This is a genomic window from Nocardia sp. NPDC055321 (assembly GCF_053645575.1).
Genome location: NZ_JBSHMS010000006.1, coordinates 240,836 through 260,048 on the forward strand (window position 1 = coordinate 240,836; position 19,213 = coordinate 260,048).

21 protein-coding genes are annotated in these 19,213 nt (G+C 69.5%); 8 read left to right on the forward strand and 13 right to left on the reverse strand.

Translation table 11 applies throughout. The features are described 5' to 3' along the window. Positions 1–62: 62 nt before the first annotated feature. The 4 genes from ACWIGI_RS12350 to sdhC are packed head-to-tail and all read right to left on the reverse strand — an operon-like array spanning position 63 to position 3,481. Positions 63–836 (reverse strand): succinate dehydrogenase iron-sulfur subunit, encoded by a 774-nt coding sequence (locus tag ACWIGI_RS12350; protein ID WP_454202448.1) that lies wholly within the window; start codon positions 834–836, stop codon positions 63–65. After that, positions 836–2,632, reverse strand: coding sequence for a succinate dehydrogenase flavoprotein subunit (gene sdhA, locus ACWIGI_RS12355; protein ID WP_454202449.1), 1,797 nt, complete (start codon positions 2,630–2,632; stop codon positions 836–838). The genes ACWIGI_RS12350 and sdhA overlap by 1 nt, the downstream gene beginning before the upstream one ends. A 16-nt stretch (positions 2,633–2,648) precedes the next feature. Continuing rightward, positions 2,649–3,083 carry a succinate dehydrogenase hydrophobic membrane anchor subunit gene (locus ACWIGI_RS12360; RefSeq protein ID WP_354991132.1) on the reverse strand — a complete coding sequence of 145 codons (435 nt, stop codon included), beginning with the start codon at positions 3,081–3,083 and terminating at the stop codon, positions 2,649–2,651. Between the two features lie 2 nt (positions 3,084–3,085). Further along, complete coding sequence (sdhC, locus tag ACWIGI_RS12365) at positions 3,086–3,481, reverse strand: succinate dehydrogenase, cytochrome b556 subunit (protein WP_454202450.1); 396 nt, start codon at positions 3,479–3,481, stop codon at positions 3,086–3,088. Between the two features lie 300 nt (positions 3,482–3,781). Between sdhC and ACWIGI_RS12370 the strand changes: the two genes are divergently transcribed. The 4 genes from ACWIGI_RS12370 (at position 3,782) to ACWIGI_RS12385 (ending at position 7,139) form a co-directional block, all read left to right on the forward strand. Next, positions 3,782–4,183: a cytidine deaminase gene (locus ACWIGI_RS12370; RefSeq protein ID WP_454202451.1), complete on the forward strand. Its 402-nt coding sequence runs from the start codon at positions 3,782–3,784 to the stop codon at positions 4,181–4,183. A 71-nt stretch (positions 4,184–4,254) separates the two neighbouring features. Beyond that, positions 4,255–5,544 (forward strand): thymidine phosphorylase, encoded by a 1,290-nt coding sequence (locus ACWIGI_RS12375; RefSeq protein WP_454202570.1) that lies wholly within the window; start codon positions 4,255–4,257, stop codon positions 5,542–5,544. Between the two features lie 109 nt (positions 5,545–5,653). Then, positions 5,654–5,935: an excalibur calcium-binding domain-containing protein gene (locus ACWIGI_RS12380; protein ID WP_454202452.1), complete on the forward strand. Its 282-nt coding sequence runs from the start codon at positions 5,654–5,656 to the stop codon at positions 5,933–5,935. Positions 5,936–6,047: 112 nt separating this feature from the next. Then, positions 6,048–7,139 carry an adenosine deaminase gene (locus ACWIGI_RS12385; RefSeq protein ID WP_454202453.1) on the forward strand — a complete coding sequence of 364 codons (1,092 nt, stop codon included), beginning with the start codon at positions 6,048–6,050 and terminating at the stop codon, positions 7,137–7,139. Between the two features lie 84 nt (positions 7,140–7,223). Here ACWIGI_RS12385 and ACWIGI_RS12390 read toward each other — a convergent pair whose 3' ends face one another. The 5 genes from ACWIGI_RS12390 to ACWIGI_RS12410 all read right to left on the reverse strand — a co-directional run bounded on the left by ACWIGI_RS12390 (position 7,224) and on the right by ACWIGI_RS12410 (position 10,959). Next, complete coding sequence (locus tag ACWIGI_RS12390; protein WP_454202454.1) at positions 7,224–8,477, reverse strand: primosomal protein; 1,254 nt, start codon at positions 8,475–8,477, stop codon at positions 7,224–7,226. Between the two features lie 26 nt (positions 8,478–8,503). Further along, positions 8,504–8,833, reverse strand: coding sequence for a YbaB/EbfC family nucleoid-associated protein (locus ACWIGI_RS12395; RefSeq protein WP_454202455.1), 330 nt, complete (start codon positions 8,831–8,833; stop codon positions 8,504–8,506). Next, positions 8,830–9,171, reverse strand: a complete 342-nt coding sequence (locus ACWIGI_RS12400) for a hypothetical protein (RefSeq protein ID WP_454202456.1) — start codon at positions 9,169–9,171, stop codon at positions 8,830–8,832. The genes ACWIGI_RS12395 and ACWIGI_RS12400 overlap by 4 nt, the downstream gene beginning before the upstream one ends. Then, positions 9,168–10,334: a C40 family peptidase gene (locus ACWIGI_RS12405; RefSeq protein WP_454202457.1), complete on the reverse strand. Its 1,167-nt coding sequence runs from the start codon at positions 10,332–10,334 to the stop codon at positions 9,168–9,170. The genes ACWIGI_RS12400 and ACWIGI_RS12405 overlap by 4 nt, the downstream gene beginning before the upstream one ends. A 301-nt stretch (positions 10,335–10,635) precedes the next feature. Further along, positions 10,636–10,959 (reverse strand): type VII secretion target, encoded by a 324-nt coding sequence (locus ACWIGI_RS12410; RefSeq protein WP_454202458.1) that lies wholly within the window; start codon positions 10,957–10,959, stop codon positions 10,636–10,638. 135 nt (positions 10,960–11,094) lie between these two features. Between ACWIGI_RS12410 and upp the strand changes: the two genes are divergently transcribed. After that, a complete protein-coding gene (gene upp, locus ACWIGI_RS12415; RefSeq protein WP_454202459.1) occupies positions 11,095–11,718 on the forward strand; it encodes a uracil phosphoribosyltransferase in 624 nt (207 codons plus the stop codon). A gap of 13 nt (positions 11,719–11,731) precedes the next feature. On the opposite strand, the gene ACWIGI_RS12420 is transcribed toward upp, so the two are convergent. Genes ACWIGI_RS12420 through ACWIGI_RS12430 form a run of 3 tightly spaced genes read right to left on the reverse strand, consistent with a single transcriptional unit; the run spans position 11,732 to position 14,573 of the window. Continuing rightward, a complete protein-coding gene (locus ACWIGI_RS12420) occupies positions 11,732–11,950 on the reverse strand; it encodes a hypothetical protein (protein ID WP_454202460.1) in 219 nt (72 codons plus the stop codon). Between the two features lie 8 nt (positions 11,951–11,958). Then, complete coding sequence (locus ACWIGI_RS12425; protein WP_454202461.1) at positions 11,959–13,713, reverse strand: phospho-sugar mutase; 1,755 nt, start codon at positions 13,711–13,713, stop codon at positions 11,959–11,961. Between the two features lie 11 nt (positions 13,714–13,724). Continuing rightward, positions 13,725–14,573 carry a purine-nucleoside phosphorylase gene (locus ACWIGI_RS12430; RefSeq protein WP_454202462.1) on the reverse strand — a complete coding sequence of 283 codons (849 nt, stop codon included), beginning with the start codon at positions 14,571–14,573 and terminating at the stop codon, positions 13,725–13,727. 185 nt (positions 14,574–14,758) lie between these two features. On the opposite strand from ACWIGI_RS12430, the gene ACWIGI_RS12435 reads away from it, so the two are divergent. The 3 genes from ACWIGI_RS12435 to ACWIGI_RS12445 all read left to right on the forward strand — a co-directional run bounded on the left by ACWIGI_RS12435 (position 14,759) and on the right by ACWIGI_RS12445 (position 18,188). Further along, on the forward strand, positions 14,759–15,466 hold the full coding sequence (locus ACWIGI_RS12435) for an enoyl-CoA hydratase/isomerase family protein (protein WP_354991120.1): 708 nt from the start codon (positions 14,759–14,761) through the stop codon (positions 15,464–15,466). Between the two features lie 191 nt (positions 15,467–15,657). Next, on the forward strand, positions 15,658–16,893 hold the full coding sequence (locus tag ACWIGI_RS12440; protein ID WP_454202463.1) for an amidohydrolase: 1,236 nt from the start codon (positions 15,658–15,660) through the stop codon (positions 16,891–16,893). A 134-nt stretch (positions 16,894–17,027) separates the two neighbouring features. Continuing rightward, complete coding sequence (locus tag ACWIGI_RS12445) at positions 17,028–18,188, forward strand: M20 family metallopeptidase (RefSeq protein ID WP_454202571.1); 1,161 nt, start codon at positions 17,028–17,030, stop codon at positions 18,186–18,188. A gap of 336 nt (positions 18,189–18,524) precedes the next feature. On the opposite strand, the gene ACWIGI_RS12450 is transcribed toward ACWIGI_RS12445, so the two are convergent. Then, a complete protein-coding gene (locus ACWIGI_RS12450) occupies positions 18,525–19,007 on the reverse strand; it encodes a gamma-glutamylcyclotransferase (protein ID WP_354990412.1) in 483 nt (160 codons plus the stop codon). Between the last annotated feature and the right edge of the window lie 206 nt (positions 19,008–19,213).

Below are 19,213 nucleotides of genomic sequence, written 5' to 3' on the forward strand. Positions count from 1 at the left end.
AGATACGGGCGGCCTCGTTTTCGGGTTCAGGGCTCGTGCGAACCCCGGTGGCCCCGGGCCGTCTAGCGCGCGAACAGCAGGGCGCGCTTGACTTCCTGGATCGCCTTGGTGACCTCGATGCCGCGGGGGCACGCGTCGGTGCAGTTGAAGGTGGTGCGGCAGCGCCACACACCCTCGACGTCGTTCAGGATGTCCAGGCGCTCGCGGGCGCCCTCGTCACGGCTGTCGAAGATGAAGCGGTGCGCGTTCACGATCGCGGCCGGGCCGAAGTAGCTGCCGTCGCTCCAGTACACCGGGCACGAGGTGGTGCAGCAGGCACACAAGATGCACTTGGTGGTGTCATCGAAGCGCGCCCGATCGTGCTGAGACTGAATGCGTTCCATGGTCGGCTCGTTGCCACGCGTGATCAGGTACGGCTTGACCGCCTTGAACGCGTCGAAGAACGGCTCCATGTTCACCACGAGGTCCTTCTCCACGGGCAGACCGCGGATGGGCTCGACGGTGATCGTCAGATCCTTGCCGTTCTTGGGCAGCATGTCCTTCATCAGGAGCTTGCAGGCCAGCCGGTTGACGCCGTTGATGCGCATGGCGTCCGAGCCGCACACGCCGTGCGCGCACGAGCGGCGGAAGGTGAGCGTGCCGTCCAGGTAGGACTTGATGTAGATCAGCACGTTCAGGAAGCGGTCCGTCGGCAGCACGGGGACCTTGAACTCGTCCCAGTGCTGGCCCTGGCCGTCTTCGGGATTGAAGCGCGCGGCCTTGACGGTGATCATGACCGAGCCCTCGGGCACCGGAGCGGGCTTCTGCGAGGCCGGCTTCTCGAGTGTGGCAGTCATCAGTACTTACGCTCCATCGGCTCGTAACGGGTCTGCACGACCGGCTTGTAGTCGAGCCGGATCTCGGAGATCAGTTCCGGGCTCTCCTTGTACGCCATGGTGTGGCGCATGTAGTTGGTGTCGTCGCGGTTCGGGTAGTCGTCGCGGGCGTGACCGCCGCGCGATTCCTTCCGGTTCAGCGCACCCACCACGGTGACCTCGGCCAGCTCGAGCAGGAAGCCCAGCTCGACGGCCTCGAGCAGGTCGCTGTTGTAGCGCTTGCCCTTGTCCTGCACGGTGATCCGGCTGTAGCGGTCCTTGAGGCCGTGGATGTCGGTGAGGACCTGCTTGAGGGTGTCCTCGGTGCGGAACACGCCCGCGTTGGCATCCATGGTGGCCTGCAGCTCGGTGCGGATGTCGGCCACGCGCTCGTTGCCGTGGTCGGACAGGATCAGCGCGAGCCAGTCCTGCACCATCTGCGCCGGGTTCTCCGGCATCTCGACGAACTCCGCGCGCTGGGCGTACTCGGCGGCGGCGATGCCCGCGCGCCGGCCGAACACGTTGATGTCCAGCAGCGAGTTGGTGCCCAGGCGGTTGGAGCCGTGCACCGAGACGCACGCGCACTCGCCCGCGGCGTACAGGCCGGGGACCACGTCGGTGTTGTTGCGCAGCACCTCGCCGCGGATGCGGGTCGGGATGCCGCCCATGACGTAGTGGCAGGTCGGCATGACCGGCACCGGCTCCTTGACCGGGTCAACGCCCAGGTAGGTGCGGGCGAACTCGGTGATGTCCGGGAGCTTCTCCTCGAGGACGTCCTCGCCGAGGTGGGTCACGTCGATGAGCACGTAGTCCTTGTTCGGACCCGCGCCGCGGCCCTCGGCCACCTCGAGCACCATCGAGCGCGCGACGATGTCACGCGGCGCGAGGTCCTTGATGGTGGGCGCGTAGCGCTCCATGAACCGCTCGCCGGAGGCGTTGCGCAGGATGCCGCCCTCGCCGCGGACCGCCTCGGAGATGAGGATGCCCAGGCCGGCCAGGCCCGTCGGATGGAACTGGTGGAACTCCATGTCCTCCAGCGGGAGTCCCTTGCGGAACACGATCGCCATGCCGTCACCGGTGAGGGTGTGGGCGTTGGAGGTGGTCTTGTACATGCGGCCCGAGCCGCCGGTGGCGAACACGATCGACTTCGCGTGGAAGATGTGCAGATCGCCGGTGGCCAGCTCGTAGGCGACGACGCCGGTCGCGACGGGGCCGTTCGGGCCCTCGGTCAGCACCAGGTCGAGCACGTAGAACTCGTTGTAGAACTCCACGTCGTGCTTGACGCAGTTCTGGTACAGCGTCTGCAGGATCATGTGACCGGTGCGGTCGGCGGCGTAACAGGCGCGGCGCACGGGGGCCTTGCCGTGGTCACGGGTGTGCCCGCCGAAACGACGCTGGTCGATCTTGCCCTCGGGCGTGCGGTTGAACGGCAGGCCCATCTTCTCCAGGTCGAGCACGGCGTCGATGGCTTCCTTGGCCATGATCTCCGCGGCGTCCTGGTCGACCAGGTAGTCGCCACCCTTGACGGTGTCGAAGGTGTGCCACTCCCAGTTGTCCTCTTCCACGTTCGCGAGGGCGGCGCACATGCCGCCCTGCGCCGCGCCGGTGTGGCTGCGGGTCGGGTAGAGCTTGGTCAGGACGGCCGTGCGGACGCGGGGCCCGGCCTCGATGGCCGCGCGCATGCCCGCGCCGCCGGCACCGACGATCACGACGTCGTAGCGGTGCTCCTGAACGGGACGTGACTCAGCACCGGTGGTTCGTTCGCTGTGCTCACTCATTCGGGGCGGCCTGTTCCTAACCTGTGATGTTGGGGTCGAAGGTGAAGATGACGTAGGTGCCCACGCCCATCACCAGGATCATCGAGACGACCAGCAGGAACTTCAGCCAGAAGCGGGTGGAGTCCTTGCGGGCGTAGTCGTCGATCACGGTGCGCATGCCGTTGCCGCCGTGCAGCTGGGCCAGCCACAGCATGGTCAGGTCCCAGATCTGCCAGAACGGGCTGGCCCAGCGGCCGGCCACGAAGGCGAAGTTCAGGCGCTGCACGCCGCCGTCGATCATCAGCATGATCGTCATGTGGCCGATGACCAGGATGACGAGCAGCAGGCCCGAGGCACGCATGAACAGCCACGCGTACTTCTCGAAGTTGCTGCCGCCGGCGCGGCGGGGAGCGCGGGGCGCGTCCAGGCTGGCGGGGCGATCGTAGGACTTGCCCAGGACAGGTGCGGTCATGATCAGTGCTCCGTCAGCAGGTAGAAGAACTGGCGGCCGATGCCGGCGCCCGCGACGAGGATCCAGATCGTGAGCACGACCCAGAGCATCTGCCGCTGGTAGCGCGGGCCCTGCGACCAGAAGTCGACGAGGATCACCCGGATGCCGTTGAACGCGTGGAACAGCACGCAGACGACGAGACCCATCTCCATGAGAGCGACCAGCGGGGTCTTGTAGGTCTCGATGGCCTGGTCGTAGGTGTCCGGGCTGACCCGCACGAGGGCGGTGTCGAGGACGTGGACGAACAGGAAGAAGAAGATCGTCACGCCGGTTATGCGGTGCAGAGCCCAGGACCACATTCCGGGGTCGCCTCGGTACAAGGATCGCTTCGGCTTGGCCGGAGCTTCTAGCGTGGTCATAGAGTGCGGTGCCTCCAACGTCGTTGATGGACCCGGTCAGATCCGGCGCGGAGCCATTGGACTGTCGATAACACCAGCTCACAGCCGGAATCGCCGTCCGGTGGCAGTGCTGCAGGCCCGCTGTCGGGAACCTGAACCGATCTGTCGTGAACTCTAATCCCAGCGGTTGGACGGAACTAATTCGGCGTGCCGCTCGTTGGCCGTAAATTCGCTGAGTTAGGTTTGCCTTTCCTGATTTTCGAGGCCCGGTAAAACGGCTTCCGTGCGGGTGTAAGCATGCCCGTGGAAGGATGGTCCGATATGCCCGATATTGAGTGGAATGCATTGCGCGCCAAGGCATCCGAAGTCATGCGGAATGCCTATGCACCGTACTCGAGATTCCCCGTGGGGGCTGCCGCTCTCACCGCTGACGGCCGCATTGTGAGCGGCTGCAATGTGGAAAATATCTCATACGGACTGGGCCTGTGTGCCGAATGCGTACTGGTCGGTAACTTGATTTCGTCCGGCGGGGGGCGGTTGCTGGCCGTCTCGGTGTGTGATTCCCGGGCCGAAATCCTGACCCCCTGCGGGCGGTGCCGCCAGATCCTGCTGGAGCACGGCGGCGCCGAGGTGCTCATCGATCACCGCGCCGGGCCCCGGCCGCTGAGCGCTCTGCTGCCCGACGCCTTCGGGCCGGACGATCTGGCCGCCGGCCAACTGTGACCCCGCCGCGACGCGGCCCGGACGATCAACCTGACGCGGCACCCGAGGCGTGTAAGGGTGGTGGGGTGACTGTGCACTCGGCTGTCGAGGTGATCCGGGCCAAGCGCGACGGGGGTGAGCTCAGCGACTCCCAGATCGACTGGGTGGTGGCCGCGTTCACGCGCGGGGCGGTCGCCGACGAGCAGATGTCCGCGCTGGCGATGGCCATCGTGTGGCGGGGCATGACCCGGCGCGAGACCGCGCGCTGGACCGCGGCCATGATCGCCTCCGGGCGGCGGCTGGACTTTCGGGATCTGCCCCGGCCCACGGTGGACAAGCACTCCACCGGCGGCGTCGGGGACAAGATCACGCTGCCGCTCGCGCCGCTGGTAGCCGCGTGCGGCGCGGCGGTGCCGCAGCTGTCCGGGCGCGGATTGGGCCACACCGGCGGCACCCTCGACAAGCTCGAGGCCATCGCCGGCTGGCAGGCCGACATCCCGGTGGCCCGCATGCGCGAGATCCTCACCGATCCGGCCGCCGGCGCGGTCGTGTGCGCGGCCGGGGCCGACCTCGCGCCCGCCGACAAACGCCTCTACGCCCTGCGTGACGTCACCGGCACCGTCGAATCCATTCCGCTCATCGCCAGTTCGATCATGAGCAAGAAGATCGCCGAGGGCACCGCCGCGCTGGTGCTGGACGTGAAGGTCGGACGTGGCGCGTTCCTGAAGGAACTGGCGCAGGCGCGCGAGCTGGCCACGGCCATGGTCGAACTCGGCACCGACGCGGGCGTGCGTACCGTCGCCCTGCTCACCGCCATGGACACCCCGCTCGGCTGCACGGCGGGCAACGCCCTGGAAGTGGCCGAATCGCTGGACGTGCTGGCCGGCGGCGGCCCGGCGGACGTGGTGGAGCTGACCCTGACCCTGGCCCGGGAGATGCTCGCCCAGGCCGGAATCGACGGCATCGATCCCGCCGACGCGCTCGCGGACGGCCGGGCCATGGACCACTGGCGGGCCATGATCAGCGCCCAGGGCGGGGATCCCGACGCGCAGCTGCCCTGCGCCCGGCACGTGGAAACCCTGCGCGCTCCCGCGACGGGCGTGCTGACCCGGTTGGACGCCATGGACATCGGCGTCGCGGCGTGGCGGCTCGGGGCGGGCCGGGCCCGGCAGGGCGATCCGGTGCAACTCGGCGCGGGTATCGAAATGCACCTCAAACCGGGCGATTCCGTCACCGCCGGTCAACCCCTCCTGACTTTGCACACCGACACCCCGGATGTGCTGCCCGCCGTGCTCGAATCGCTGGGCGCGGCCTTCACCATCGGCGCGGCGGATACCGAGGTAACCGAACAACCGCTGGTGCTGGGCCGGATCACCGCCTGAGCGGGTCGGCTCGTGCTCGCGCGCGGGCCGGTGGAACCGGCCACGACCCCGCTCGATCGCCCCCGCCGACGCACGGCGAACGCTCCGGCGCGGGCCTAGCCTGGATGCGGTGAACCGTACTTCCGATGTTCGATCGCGCGCCCGGGCGGCGGCGGTGCTCGGTGCGGTGGCCCTCGGCCTCGCCACGCTGCCGGCCGCCGGACTCGCCGGATCCGCGTCCGCCGAACCGCGCATAGACAATTCACCGCCGAGCACCTCGCGGTCGCAGCCCTATCCGTATTACGCCAATTGCCACGAGGTTCGGCAGGCGGGCAAGGCTCCGTTGCTGGTCGGGCAACCCGGCTACAACCGCCGACTCGACCGGGACGGCAACGGCATCGCATGTGGCTGACAGGTGAAGATCTTCACTCGATCAGCAACGTATGGGCAACGACACGCCTAATCGCCGGTGCACGCATGCCAACTGCCATGCCGCAGAACGCAAATGCGGCTACCGTTTCTACATGACTGGACCGACGCCCCTCACACTCGCTGCGATCCGCCAGGCGCCCAAGGCGGTCCTGCACGATCACCTGGACGGCGGGTTGCGGCCCGCGACGGTACTGGAGCTCGCCCGCGACTGCGGATACGACCAGCTACCGGCTGGTGACGCCGAATCCCTGGGGACCTGGTTCCGCGACGCGGCCGACAGCGGCTCGCTCGAACGGTATCTGGAAACCTTCGCGCACACCGTCGCCGTGATGCAGACGCCCGAGGGCCTGCGCCGGGTCGCCCGCGAATGCGCCGAGGACCTCGCCGCCGACGGCGTCGTCTACGCCGAGGTGCGGTTCGCTCCCGAACAGCATCTCGAGGCCGGGCTCACCCTGGACGAGGTCGTCGAGCACACCCTCGAGGGCTTCCGCGAGGGCGAGGCGATCGCCGCCGCGGCGGGCACGCCGATCCGGGTGACCTGTCTGCTCACCGCCATGCGCCACGCCGCGCGCGGCCGCGAGATCGCCGAACTCACCGTGCGATTCCGCGATCGCGGCGTCGGCGGTTTCGACATCGCGGGCGCCGAGGCCGGGTACCCGCCCACCCGGCACCTGGACGCCTTCGAGTACCTGCGTTCCAACAGCGCGCATTTCACCATTCACGCCGGGGAGGCGTTCGGCCTGCCGTCCATTCACGAGGCGCTGGCGTTCTGCGGCTGCGATCGGCTCGGGCACGGCGTGCGCATCACCGACGACATCACCGATTCGGCGGACGGCCCGCGGCTGGGCCGGGTCGCGAACTACGTGCGGGACATGCGAATTCCGCTCGAGCTCTGTCCGTCCTCGAACGTGCAGACCGGCGCGGTGCCCTCCCTCGACAAGCACCCCTTCGATCTGCTGGCGCGCCTGCGTTTCCGGGTCACGGTCAACACCGACAACCGGTTGATGAGCGACACGACCATGAGCCAGGAGATGGAGAAGCTGGTGCAGACCTTCGGCTACGGCTGGAGCGATCTGGAACGCTTCACCATCAACGCGATGAAGTCGGCCTTCATCCCGTTCCCGGATCGCCTGAAGCTCATCGACGAGGTGATCAAGCCGGGCTACGCGGTGCTCATCGGCTGAGCCGGGTGCGGCGGTCCCGTTGCGGCGAAACGCCCGCGGCCCCTTCACGTGGAAGAGGCCGCGGGCGTTCGGTTCTCGTCTCGCTCAGCCCTTGGTGAGGCGGCCCTCGAAGGCGACCTCGAGGACGCGCCACGCCTCGGCCTCGGCCGCGAAGGGCGGGTTCGGGGCCATCCGGCTCGGGTCCGGGTTGAGCAGGTAGGAGACGTACCAGCCCAGCGGGTTGGAACCGGCCAGGGCGCGTTCCACCGCGTCGTCGTCGGCGTAATCGGCGGCGTCGGTGAACAATTCGACGGCCAGGTCGAGCTGGTCGGTGTCGACCGACTTCGGGCCCGCGGCCAGATCCTCGGCGATGCCGGGCAGCACGTAGACGTTCTCCTCGTCCACCTCGACCTCGAGCGCGCCGTCCACCGCGGCGGACTGGATCTCGCCGTAGGTGCTCACCCGGGCCAGATCGTGCTCGTGGTCGTCGGCGAGGTAGCGGGCCAGCGCGCGCTCGGAGCCGAAGACCGTGATCGAACCCTCGGTGCCCAGGAACAGCGGCTCGTCGTCGACGTAGCAGCGCAGGGTGAACCAGGTGCCGTCCGAAGTGATGATCTTGACCGGGTCGATGCCGACCCCGTGCCAGAAGGAGGGCTCGCCCTCGTCGTCGTCCTCGTCGCGCTTGGTGAGGTCGACGGTCTCGAACTCGTTGTCCTCGTCACCGTCGGCCGCGTCCTCGGCGTCGACAACGTTCTCTTCCGCCGCAAGCAGTTCCGCCTCCGCGACCGCCACCGCGTCGGCGTCCACGTCCGGGATCTCGACCACCGAGTCGATGGCGTCCAGGACCGCGTCCCAATCCTTGTTGATGGCCGCGCCGATCTGGTCCCAGAGCTCCTGGCCCTCCTTGCCGGCGAAGACGCTGACGCCGCTGGGCAGCGCGCCGAGCACCGGGTGGGAGCCGAAGAACTTGGTCACCACGTCGAGGTCGCAGACCTCGCCGATGTTGCGGACCATGTCGAGGGTCTCCTCGAGCTCGGAGATGATCTCCGGGTCCGGGTCGTCCGCCGCCAGTTCGGGCACGCCGACGAGGTCGAAGACGAACTGCTCCTCCGGCTCGAGTTCGGCGGCCGACAGTCCGGCGATGATCTTCCACGCCGGATGGTCGACCAGATCGTTGTCGGAGCTGGAACGGATGAACGCGGCGAGCTCCGCCACGGAGTCGAAACCGTAGAGGTCTTCCTCGAATCCGAGGAACGCCTGCCACTCATCGTCACCGTCTCGCCAGCGCGGTGCCCACAGGGTGACGAGATCGCCTTTGGTGAGGCCGAGCGCGATCGGGACGATGTCTCCAGAAGCCATGACCGGAAGCCTATCTAGTGGCTGCCTCAGGCACTATCCGGGCCGCCCCCAACATTTCCCGGCACGATCGCGGCGTTCAATCGGGCCAGGACGGTGGCGCGGCGCGCGCTCGCCGCGGCGGCCGCCTCCCCGCACGCCCACAGGATCAGCCGGGCCACGTCCGCGGGTGGGCGCGTGGTCACCGATTCGGCCAGCCACAGGCCGGTGAGCGCGCCCTCGCCGTCGACCTCGGCGGTGACCGAGCCGTCGGGGGAGCCGAAGCGCCCGCGTACCCGGCTCAGGCCGTCGAGGGCGGTTTCGAGGGCATCCAATCGGGTGGCTACGTCGTTGACCAGCGCGTCCATCGGGTCGCTCATGATCGCCTCGTCCAGCCGGCCGGGCCGGTGTCGGCGTCGTCCAGGCGGTCCAGTTCGTCGACCGCGGCCTGCCGGGTGGGCAGGCCGAGCCGGTCCAGGATGTCGGCGGGGATGCCGGCTTCGGCCAGGGCCTCGCGGCGCCGGGAGCCGGCGACGATGGCCGAACGCTTGGTCAGGCGCAGGATCTCGTCGGCCAGAGCCTGTGCGCCGTAACGGTATTCATCGCGTTCGAAGTGGATCTCCACGGGCAGGCCCTGGTCGGTGGCGTGGACGGTCACCGTGCCCGCGCGATTGCCGCTCGCCGCGACGGTGACGGCGGGAATACGGGGCGCGCTCATGCGGTGGGCCGATAGAAGCCGAGGAAACTCATTCCGCTGTTCTCCGTTCGAATCGGGCCGATCTGTACCGGGTCGCCTGCCTCGACGAGCTGACCGTTGCCGATCACCATGGCCACGTGCCCGTCCCACACCGCGAGATCACCGGGCATCAAGTCCCCTGGACCGATCTGCGCGTGTCCCTGTCCCTGCTCCTGTGCCAGGCGGGGCAGCGGCACACCCGCTTCGGCGTACGCCCACTGCGTGAGCCCGCTGCAATCGAGTCCGGCGCCGGGTGTCGTGCCGCCCCAGACGTAGGGCGTGCCGAGCTCGCTCAGGGCGTTGCGCACCGCGTCCGCGGCCCGCTGGTTCGGGGCCTCCACGGTACTGCCGTCGGGCAGGGTGAGCAGCACCCCGGTCCCGGCGGCGTGCGTTTCGCCGGTTGAAGGCGGGGCGGACGCGGGCGCGTCGCCCACCGACGCGGGGACGGTCGAGAGCCCGCTCGCGAGACCCGCGGTGGACTCGAGCGCCTGCCCGCCGGCGGCGAGCGCGGCGGGACCGGGTTGCCCGCCCGAGTCGCCGGCCGCGGCCGCGACGGTGCCGGCCTCCGAGGCGGCGGGCCCACCCGATCCGGGTGCCGCCGCGCCCGGCTCCGGCGTCCCGGCCGCGGGCGCGGGAACGGGTGGCGGCGGGATCAATTCGCGCATCGCGGCGGTCTCGTCGGCCAGTTCGGTCCGCACCCGCTCGGCCACCTGCAGCGCCCGGCCCGAGTGGTCCAGCGCCGACCCCACCACGATCGCGATCCCGGCGGGTGTCACCCCGGCCCGGTCGACGCTGTCCGCCGAGTCGAGGAACGATCGCAGGATCTCCGCCAGTTCCCGCTGCCCCGCGGCCAGCGCGCACCCGACCCGCTCGAGCACCGCCGCCATCTCGACCCCCCGATCCGCGACCGTCGCCGCACACGTCTGCACCCGCAGCGCGGTGCCCATGGCCGCGTCACCGCCCTCGCCCCGCCACGCGGCGTACATTCCGTCGATCCCGTTCCGGCCCGCCCCGATCACCTCGTCCACCACCCCCGAACCCGCCCGCAGCCCGGCCACCGCCGCCGCGACGTCCCCGCTGCCGAGGCTCTCCATCAACCCCGTGATCGGCCGCGCCAGCCCGGCCACATCCAACTCCAGGCTCACGGACCCACCTCCGCTCGCTTCGCCCCGGGTCTCCAAACCGACCCCGCGATCGGCCCGGCCGGACCGGCCACATCCGACTCCGCGCTCACGGGCACCCCTCTGCCCGCCCCGCGTTTCCGATCGGCTGAGCGGGCCACGCGATCGGCCGAGCAGTTCGGACCACGTCCAGCCCAGCGCGCACGGCCGCGACGTTCTGTGAATGGTCGGACGGCGCGACCTGATCCGTCCGCGGCCGCGTGCGCTGTCGATGCGCCCGTGCGGATCCGCGGTGTGCCGCCCGACTGCCGCGCGAGGGCCGTGTTCACGGCACGTCCTCCGGTGCGGTGGCGGCCAAGGCCGCGGCGTAGGTCGAATCGGTGGCGGCGTAGGCCGTCGTTGCCGTGCCGCTCGCGGCGCCCATGCTGGTCAGGGCCGTGGTGAGGGACGTGAGGGTGGACAGGTGGGTGGTGTGGGCGGCGCGGTAGGCGGCCAGGAAGTCGGCGCCCGCGATACCCAGGGCCGGGGCGAGTAGGAGGGGGTCGGCCGCGGCGGCCCGGGTCGCGGCGGTGCTCAGGTGCGCGGCCATGCCGATGGCCGTGCGCGAGTAGGCGGTGAGGCCGTGGGGATCGATCGAAAACCGTGTCATGGCAACCCCTGTCGTGCCGTCGCTGGAATCGGTCCGTCGTGTGTATGGACGGGCGGCGGGGCGCATCGGTTCCGGTCGTGCGCGAAATTCGCACGGCCCCGACCTCGAATGTGGGTGCTGACCTATCGTTTTCCTATGCGCACCGACATCGTGGACCACCCGCTCGCCGCCGCTCTGCTGACGACCATGCGCGACGTCCAGACCAGCAATCCCACCTTCCGCGCGGCGCTACGCGATCTCACCGGCCTGCTCGTCTACGAGGCGATGCGCGATGCGCCCGTCACCCGCTTCCCGATCGCCACCCCCGTGGCCGCCGCCGAGGGCACGATGCTGTCCGCGCCGCCGCTGCTCGTCCCGGTGCTGCGGGCCGGGCTGGGCATGGTGGAGACGGCCGAGAACCTCATCCCGGACGCGCGCATCGGGTTCGTCGGCCTCGCCCGCGACGAGGAGACGCACCGGCCGACCCCGTACATGGAATCGCTGCCCGAGGACCTGTCGCAGACGCCCGTCATCGTGCTCGATCCCATGCTCGCCACCGGCGGCTCCATGGTCTACACCCTGGATCTGCTCGCCGCTCGCAAGGCCACGGACCTGACCGTCATCTGCGTCGTCGCCGCCCCGGAAGGCATTGCGGCGCTGGAGAAGTCGGGCCATCCGCTGCGCCTGGTGACGGCTGCGGTCGACCGCGGCCTGAACTCGAACGCGTTCATCGTGCCCGGGCTCGGCGACGCGGGGGACCGGCAGTTCGGCCCCCGCTGACCGCGGTTGGCGGCTACTTCGGCGCGAAGAGCTCCAGATGCGAGCAGCCCCGGCAGCGGTGCGCGAGCACCGAGATCCTGGGCTTGCCTATCCTTTTCGCGCCGCCGAACATGCCTATCTCGAGCGGGCCGGGTATCCAGCGGGTGTAGCCGGGCGCGGAATCACCCGCGTCATCGAGGAAACCCGGCTCCAGGTTCTCACTCCCACAATGGGTGCAGTGCAGTTCGCCCACGGGACACCTCACAGCTTCTCGCAGAAACTCCTACTACCCGAGAGTATGTGGGCCGCAGTGGCCTTCGCGGAGGCTAATGCTCCAGGAGAGGCGACCGGGACGACGGCTTCGAGGTAACACTTGAGCTTCGGCTCGGTCCCCGAGGGCCGCACGACCAGGCGCAGTGCGGGCCCTTCGAAGACCAGGGCGTCCGTCCGCATTCGCCCCCTGAGCTGGGACATGTCGGTGCAGATCACCTTCTCCCCGGCGATCTCGGCGGGCGGATCGGCGCGCAGCCGCTCGACCACCGCGGCCGCTTCGGCGGCATCGGCCAGCCGCAGCGAGACCTGGGTGCCCGCGTGCACCCCGAACTCGACGGCGAGATCGTCGAGAAGATCGTCCAGCGTCCGTTCTGCGGCCTTGGATCGCGCCACCAGCTCCGCCACCGCGACCGCGGCCGATATGCCGTCCTTGTCGCGTACAGCGGCCGGATCGACGCAGTGCCCGATGGCTTCCTCGTACGCGTACACGAGTCCGTCGCCCGCTCGCGCGAGCCACTTGAACCCGGTGAGCGTCTCGGCGTAGCGCGCGCCGCGTGCCGGAGCCAGCGCGCCCAGCAGTCGCGAGGACACGATCGTGGTCGCCACGAGCGAGTCCGGGGCCGCCGACCGCAACACGAAATCGCCGAGCAGCACGCCGGTTTCGTCGCCGCGCAGCATCCGCCACCCGTGCGCCCCCGGCACCCCGGCCGCGCACCGATCGGCGTCCGGGTCCAGTGCGATGGCCACGTCGGCCCCGACCCGCTCGGCCAGCTCCAGCAACAGATCCGACGCGCCCGGCTCCTCCGGGTTGGGGAACGACACCGTCGGGAAGTCCGGGTCCGGCTCGAACTGCTCGGCCACGACGTGCACGTCGTCGAACCCCGCCGCCCGCAAGGCCGCGACGGCCAACTCGCCGCCGACCCCGTGCATGGCGGTCAAGGCGATACGAATCCCGCTGCGCGGCACGAGGAGTCCGGAGTCGGCCGGCGCGGTGCCGCCGACGTCGGTAACCGGAAGAGCTCGGTGTTTCGGCGAATCCGAGTCGTGCGCGGCGGGGTGACCCGCACCGCGTGCATCGTCGAGTTCGGTTCGCGGCGTTCCGGGTGAGCGAACGCCATCGTCGGCGAGCGGAGCCTTCGGGGTCGAGGATCGCGCGGCGGAATGGCTCGTGCCGGACCCGCCCAGGCGGGCCGGGAGACCCGCGACGCGGGCGAGGTAGCGGCGCACGATCTCCTCGCCCATATCGGCCACCGCGGCGCCGGCGGGGAGCGAAAGTCGTTCCGGCGGTGGGGCGGTCGGCAGGGGATCGGCGCGGAGGATCGGGTCGCCGACCGCCTCGATGCGGGCCTCGATCTCGGCGTCGGCGGGCGGGATCAGCTGGGAGCCGCCGTCGAGGTAGACCTTGTAGCCGTTGTCGGTGGCGGGGTTGTGCGAGGCGGTGATCTGGATCCCGGCCACCGCGCCGAGCTCGCGGACCGCGAACGCCACCACGGGGGTGGGCAGCGGGCGCGGCAGGGGCAGCACCGAGAAGCCCGCCGCCGCGAAGACCTCGGCGGTGACGGTGGCGAAGTCGGCGGACCCGTGCCGGGCGTCGCGGCCGACGATCACCAGCCCGCCACCCAGGCAGCGCTCGCGCAGCCAGTCGGCGATGCCCGCGCTCGCGCGCGCGACCGTGCCCACGTTCATGCCGTCCGGGCCGTCCTGAAGTGGACCGCGCAGCCCGGCGGTTCCGAAGCGCAGCACCCCGGGCCGCCCTAGAGGCGTTCGAGCACGCCGCGCAGCAGCTTGCCCAATCGCGGTGCGGCGGCCTGTCCTTCGGCCAGCACCTCGGCGTGCGAGAGGTGCGCGCCGGTGACCCCGGCGGCCAGATTGGTGACCAGCGAGATGCCGAGCACGCGCACGCCCGCGGCACGGCAGGCGATGGCCTCCAGCACGGTCGACATGCCGACCAGGTCGGCCCCGATGGTGCGCAGCATGCGGATCTCGGCCGGGGTCTCGTACTGCGGACCGGTCAGCCCCGCGTACACGCCCTCGGTGAGCGTCGGGTCGACTTCCCTTGCCAGCGCGCGCAATTCGGGATCCCAGGCATCGACCAGGTCCACGAAGTCGGCGCCGGTGAGCGGGGTGCGCCCGGTCAGGTTGAGGTGGTCCGAGATGAGCACCGGCTCGCCGACCGAGAGTCCGTCCCGGATACCGCCCGCGGCATTGGTGAGCACGATGGTCTTCGCGCCCGCCGCGATCGCGGTGCGGACGTTGTGCACCACCTGCGCGGGCTCGTGGCCCTCGTAGAGATGCTGGCGTCCCATGAGCAACAGCACCGGCGCGTCGTTGACCGCGACCGAGTGGATGGTGCCCTGATGTCCCAGTGCCGTGGGCGATTCGAAACCCGGCAGTTCGGACATGGGGAGGGTGGCGCTCGGATCGCCGATCTCCAGGGCGGCTTCCTGCCAGCCCGATCCGAGAATTACCGCGACCGGGTGCGTGGGTACTCCGGTTCGTTCCGCAATGGCCTGAGCGGCCCGCTCGGCAAGCATGTCGCCCACACTAGCTCCCCCGCCTCCCCGAGACTTCAGCGCCGGGCCAGGTGCCGTAGATCGTCCCATTCGCGTGCCTCCGGTTAGCTGATACTCCCATTTTGGGCGTACCCGACGAGTTACCCCGACCTTTCGAGATCAATTGTCACCCTTGGAAACGATCACCGCACTGGTCCGGATGGTGATCCACAGACCTCGGGCCGAGTTTGCTACCCATCGGTAGCAAATCGGAGCGCCAGCGCTACGCTGCGCATATGCCTTTTTTGAAGCGTGATGGGGACGTGTTCGTGTTGTACCTCGGCGCCGAGGGACAAAACATCGACAGCGAGAATCGCTTCCATCCGGACTGGATCACCGAGGTCCACGCCCTGCTCGACGAGGTCGAGGCGTCCGAGGGTCCCGCCGCGCTGGTCGTCACCGCCAACGGCAAGTTCTTCAGCAACGGTCTCGACACCGATTGGCTGTTCGGCAATTTCGATCGGAATTGCTGGTACCTGGACCGCGTGCACTCGCTGTACAGCCGCCTGCTGGCGTTCCCGACCCCGACCGTCGCCGCGGTCAACGGCCACGCGTTCGGCGCCGGCGCGATGCTCGCCACCTCCTGTGATTTCCGGATCATGCGCGCGGATCGCGGCTTCTGGTGCCTGCCCGAGGTGCACCTGGGCATGCCCTTCACCGTCGCCATGAACGCCCTCGTCACCGAGCGCCTGATCAACCAGGTCGCGGTCGAGGCCATGACCACCGGCCGCCGTTACGGCGCCGACGACGCCATCGCCGCCCGCATCGTGGACGCCAAGGCCGATGTGGAGGCCCTGCTGCCCACCGCCATCGCGCAGGCCGACGCCCTCAAGGGCAACCGCAAGCCGAACCTGCAGGTCATCAAGCTGGCCCTGCATCAGCGCGCGCTCGCCGGCCTGGCCGTGGAGACCACCCCGGAGAACCTGGGCTTCAGCCCGAGTTGAGTTACCGGTCGTCCGCATCCGGCGTGCCACGCTCGGGTGCGGACGACCTCTTGCGTTTGCCAGTTAACGGTAGGTAGCTGTGCGTCGAAGTTGCGGGGTTGCTGGACAGTGGTTGACTGTGTGTCATGCCACCAGCGCGCAGCGGTGACGACCGTCGGTCGTCGGCCCCGAGCGGTCGGCACGATGCGTTCGTGCCGGCGCTGACCGCTGTGCCCACCCCCGCCGCCGCGTACGCGGATCGCTTCGCCGCCGTGGACGCCGCCATCGCCGCGGCCCGCGAGCGGCTGCTCGACCTGTCGCATTCCATCCACGCCGAACCCGAGCTGGCGTTCGAGGAGTTCCGCAGCGTCGCCAAGACCATCGAGCCGTTGCGCGAGCGCGGATTCCGCGTCGAGACCGGCGTCGCCGATCTGCCCACCGCCTTCACCGCCGAATTCGGCCACGGAGACCTGGTGGTCGGTATTTGCGCGGAGTACGACGCCCTGCCGGAAATCGGACATGCCTGCGGGCACAACATTATTGCGGCCGCGGCGGTCGGCGCGGCGCTCGGTCTGGCCGAGGTCGCCGACGCCTGCGGCATCACCGTGAAGCTGCTCGGCACGCCCGCCGAGGAATCCGGCGGCGGCAAGGTCCTGATGCTCGACCGTGGCGTTTTCGACGACCTGGCCATGGCGATGATGATCCACCCCGGTCCGGAGGACATCGTGGGTGCGCGGTCGCTCGCCCTGGCGGATCTGTCGGTGTCCTACAGCGGCCGCGAAGCCCACGCGAGCGCCGCGCCGCAGCACGGGCGAAACGCCGGGGACGCGGTCACCGTCGCTCAAGTTGCGCTCGGTTTGCTACGCCAACATCTCCTGCCCGGACAGCAACTCCACGGTATAGTCGCCACGGGTGGTATCGCCCCGAACATCGTGCCCGGCCATGCGGAACTGCTGTATTACCTACGGGCAGTCGACTCCGCGGCCCTGGACGATCTGATGCAACGCGCGTCGGCCTGTTTCGAGGCGGGAGCGCTGGCGACCGGATGCACACACGAAATCCGCAAGCTCGCGCCGACATATACCGAGCTCACGCCCGACAGCGCACTACTGTGTGCCTATCGCGAGCAGATTCGCGAACTCGGACGCGAGCCCATAGCCCCGGAACTCGAGGCAGCACGACCGCTGGGCAGCACGGATATGGGCAATGTCACCAACGTCATCGCCGGTATTCACCCCGTTATCGGCATCGACGCCGGGGGTGCGGTGACGCATCAGCCCGCGTTCGCCGCCGCGGCCGTGAACGCCTCCGCCGATCTGGCTGTCATCGACGGGGCAACGGCTTTGGCCCGCACCGCGATACAGATCGCAGGCGACGAATTTCACAGGGACAGGTTGTCGGAACGCGTCAGTCAACGGCAGTTTCAGCGACAGGAGGACATTCGGTGAGCACAACCGGCCAGTCCACACGGGCCACCACGGGATCACTAGCGGCTGCCTGCGTGGCGCAGGGAGCCGCTGACGTCGCGGCGGGCAGCTCGGTGGGGGTCGACATGGGTGTGATGGACGTCGAAATGGGCGAGATGAGTGGTCGAGATGCGGTGGACGCGTGGCTGTCCGAGCACGCCGATGATCTGATTTCCTGGCGGCGGCACATCCACGCCAATCCGGAACTCTCGCGGGCCGAGTTCGGCACCACCGAGTTCCTCGAGTCCTGGCTGGTCAAGGCCGGTCTGGAACCACGCAAACTACCCAGCGGCACGGGCCTGATCGTCGATATCGGACCGGACACCCCGCGCATCGGACTGCGCGCGGACATGGACGCCCTGCCCATGCAGGAGTACACCGGTCTGCCCTTCGCCTCGAACGTGCCCGGCGTCTCGCACGCCTGCGGCCACGACGCGCACACCACCATCCTGCTCGGCACCGCCCTGGCGCTGGCCGAGGTCCCGAACCTGCCGGTCGGCGTGCGGCTGGTGTTCCAGCCCGCCGAGGAGGTCATGCCCGGCGGCGCGATCGACATGGTCGCCGCCGGCGCCATGGAGGATGTGTCGCGCATGTTCGCGCTGCACTGCGACCCCCGGCTCGAGGTCGGCAGGGTCGGCATCCGGGTCGGGGCCATCACCTCGGCCGCCGACACGGTCGAGCTGGTGCTGGACTCGCCCGGCGGGCACACCTCGCGCCCGCACCTGACCAGCGATCTGGTCTACGCCATCGGCACCGTCATCACCGGCCTGCCCGGTCTGCTGAGCCGCCGCATCGATCCGCGCACGAGCACCGTGATGGTGTGGGGCGCGGTGTCGGCGGGCAAGGCGCCCAACGCGATTCCGCAGACCGGCATGCTCACCGGCACGGTTCGCACCGGCGATCACGCGACCTGGTCGCTGCTCGAGCCGCTGGTCCGCGAGATCGTCGAGGGCCTGCTCGCCCCGACCGGGGTGCGCTACCAGCTCAACTACAAGCGCGGCGTCCCGCCGGTCGTCAACGACGAACTGGCCGTGCGCATGTTCGAGGACGCGATCCGGGAGGTCGGCCCCGACGCCCTCGCCGACACCCAGCAGTCCGGCGGCGGCGAGGACTTCTCCTGGTACCTCGAGGAGGTGCCGGGGGCCATGGCCCGCCTGGGTGTGTGGTCCGGGCAGGGCGAGCAGCTCGACCTGCACCAGCCGACCTTCGACATCGACGAGCGCGCGCTCGCGGTGGGGGTGGGGTTGATCACCAACTTGGTGATTAACTCGTACTGACTTAATCTTTCCCCGCAACAGACCGCGGGGCCCCACTTGGCTGGGGCGCCCCGGCGCAGTTCGTATGGGAAATGCGGGGCGGCGGTTGATGGTTGGGGCTCTACCCACGCCCGGCGTGCGCACCGGACGCGCCCGGGGCTCGGATGAGGGGCGTTGACCGGCCCGGTGACCGTGCCCGGGGCGCCGGACCGTGGTGCGGTGATCGTGGGACGCACCGCCGGATGCAAGAAGCCGGGCCGCGCCTTTCGGCGGGACCCGGCTTCGGTTATGGACGTGGGTGTTTCGATCGGGCGGTGCGGTGGGCGCGGCCCGGATTTCGGAGTTAAGGGGCGGGGCTCAGCTCAGGCCGAAGGTGCCGGGGCCGACGTTCTTGCTGTTGCGGGTGCGCAGGGCGTGAACGTATTCGCTTGGGGCGCCCGCCTTTTCGGCCCCTTCGGCGATGACGCCGAGGTAGCGGGCCGAGGGTAGGCCGCCCTCGTAGGCATCGAGGACGTACAGCCAGGCCAGCACGGGTTCGGTGGCGTTGCCCTGGTTGGGGGTGACGCGGAGCCGGATCTTCTTGTGAATGCCGAAGTCCGAGCCCTCCCAGCGGTCCAGGCTGGCCTCGTCCTCGCCGGGCACGTCGTACAGGACGACGAAGACCCGGGAGCCGGGCTCCTCGACCACCGTGGCGAGCGGTCCCTCCCAGCCGATGTCGTCCCCGGCGAAGGTCAGGCGCCAACCCTCCAGCCAGCCGGTTCCGTACACGGGGGAGTGCGGACAGCGCTTGAGCATCTGCTCGGGATCCATGTTGGATCCGTAGGCGGCGTAAATCGGCACGATAGAAGACTATCGAACAATCACCGGCAACCACTCCCGATCCCGATCCTGGGCGGTTCGAGTGAGTTGGCCGGTTTGCTCCGGAACAGCCGCTATCGCCGTCCGGACCACCCGAAATTGTGACGAAGCTGTCTTCAGATGCGGTCGGAGGTGTCCGTACCACTGCGGATAACGTGGTGGGGGCGGCGCCGGAGATCCCGGAGCCC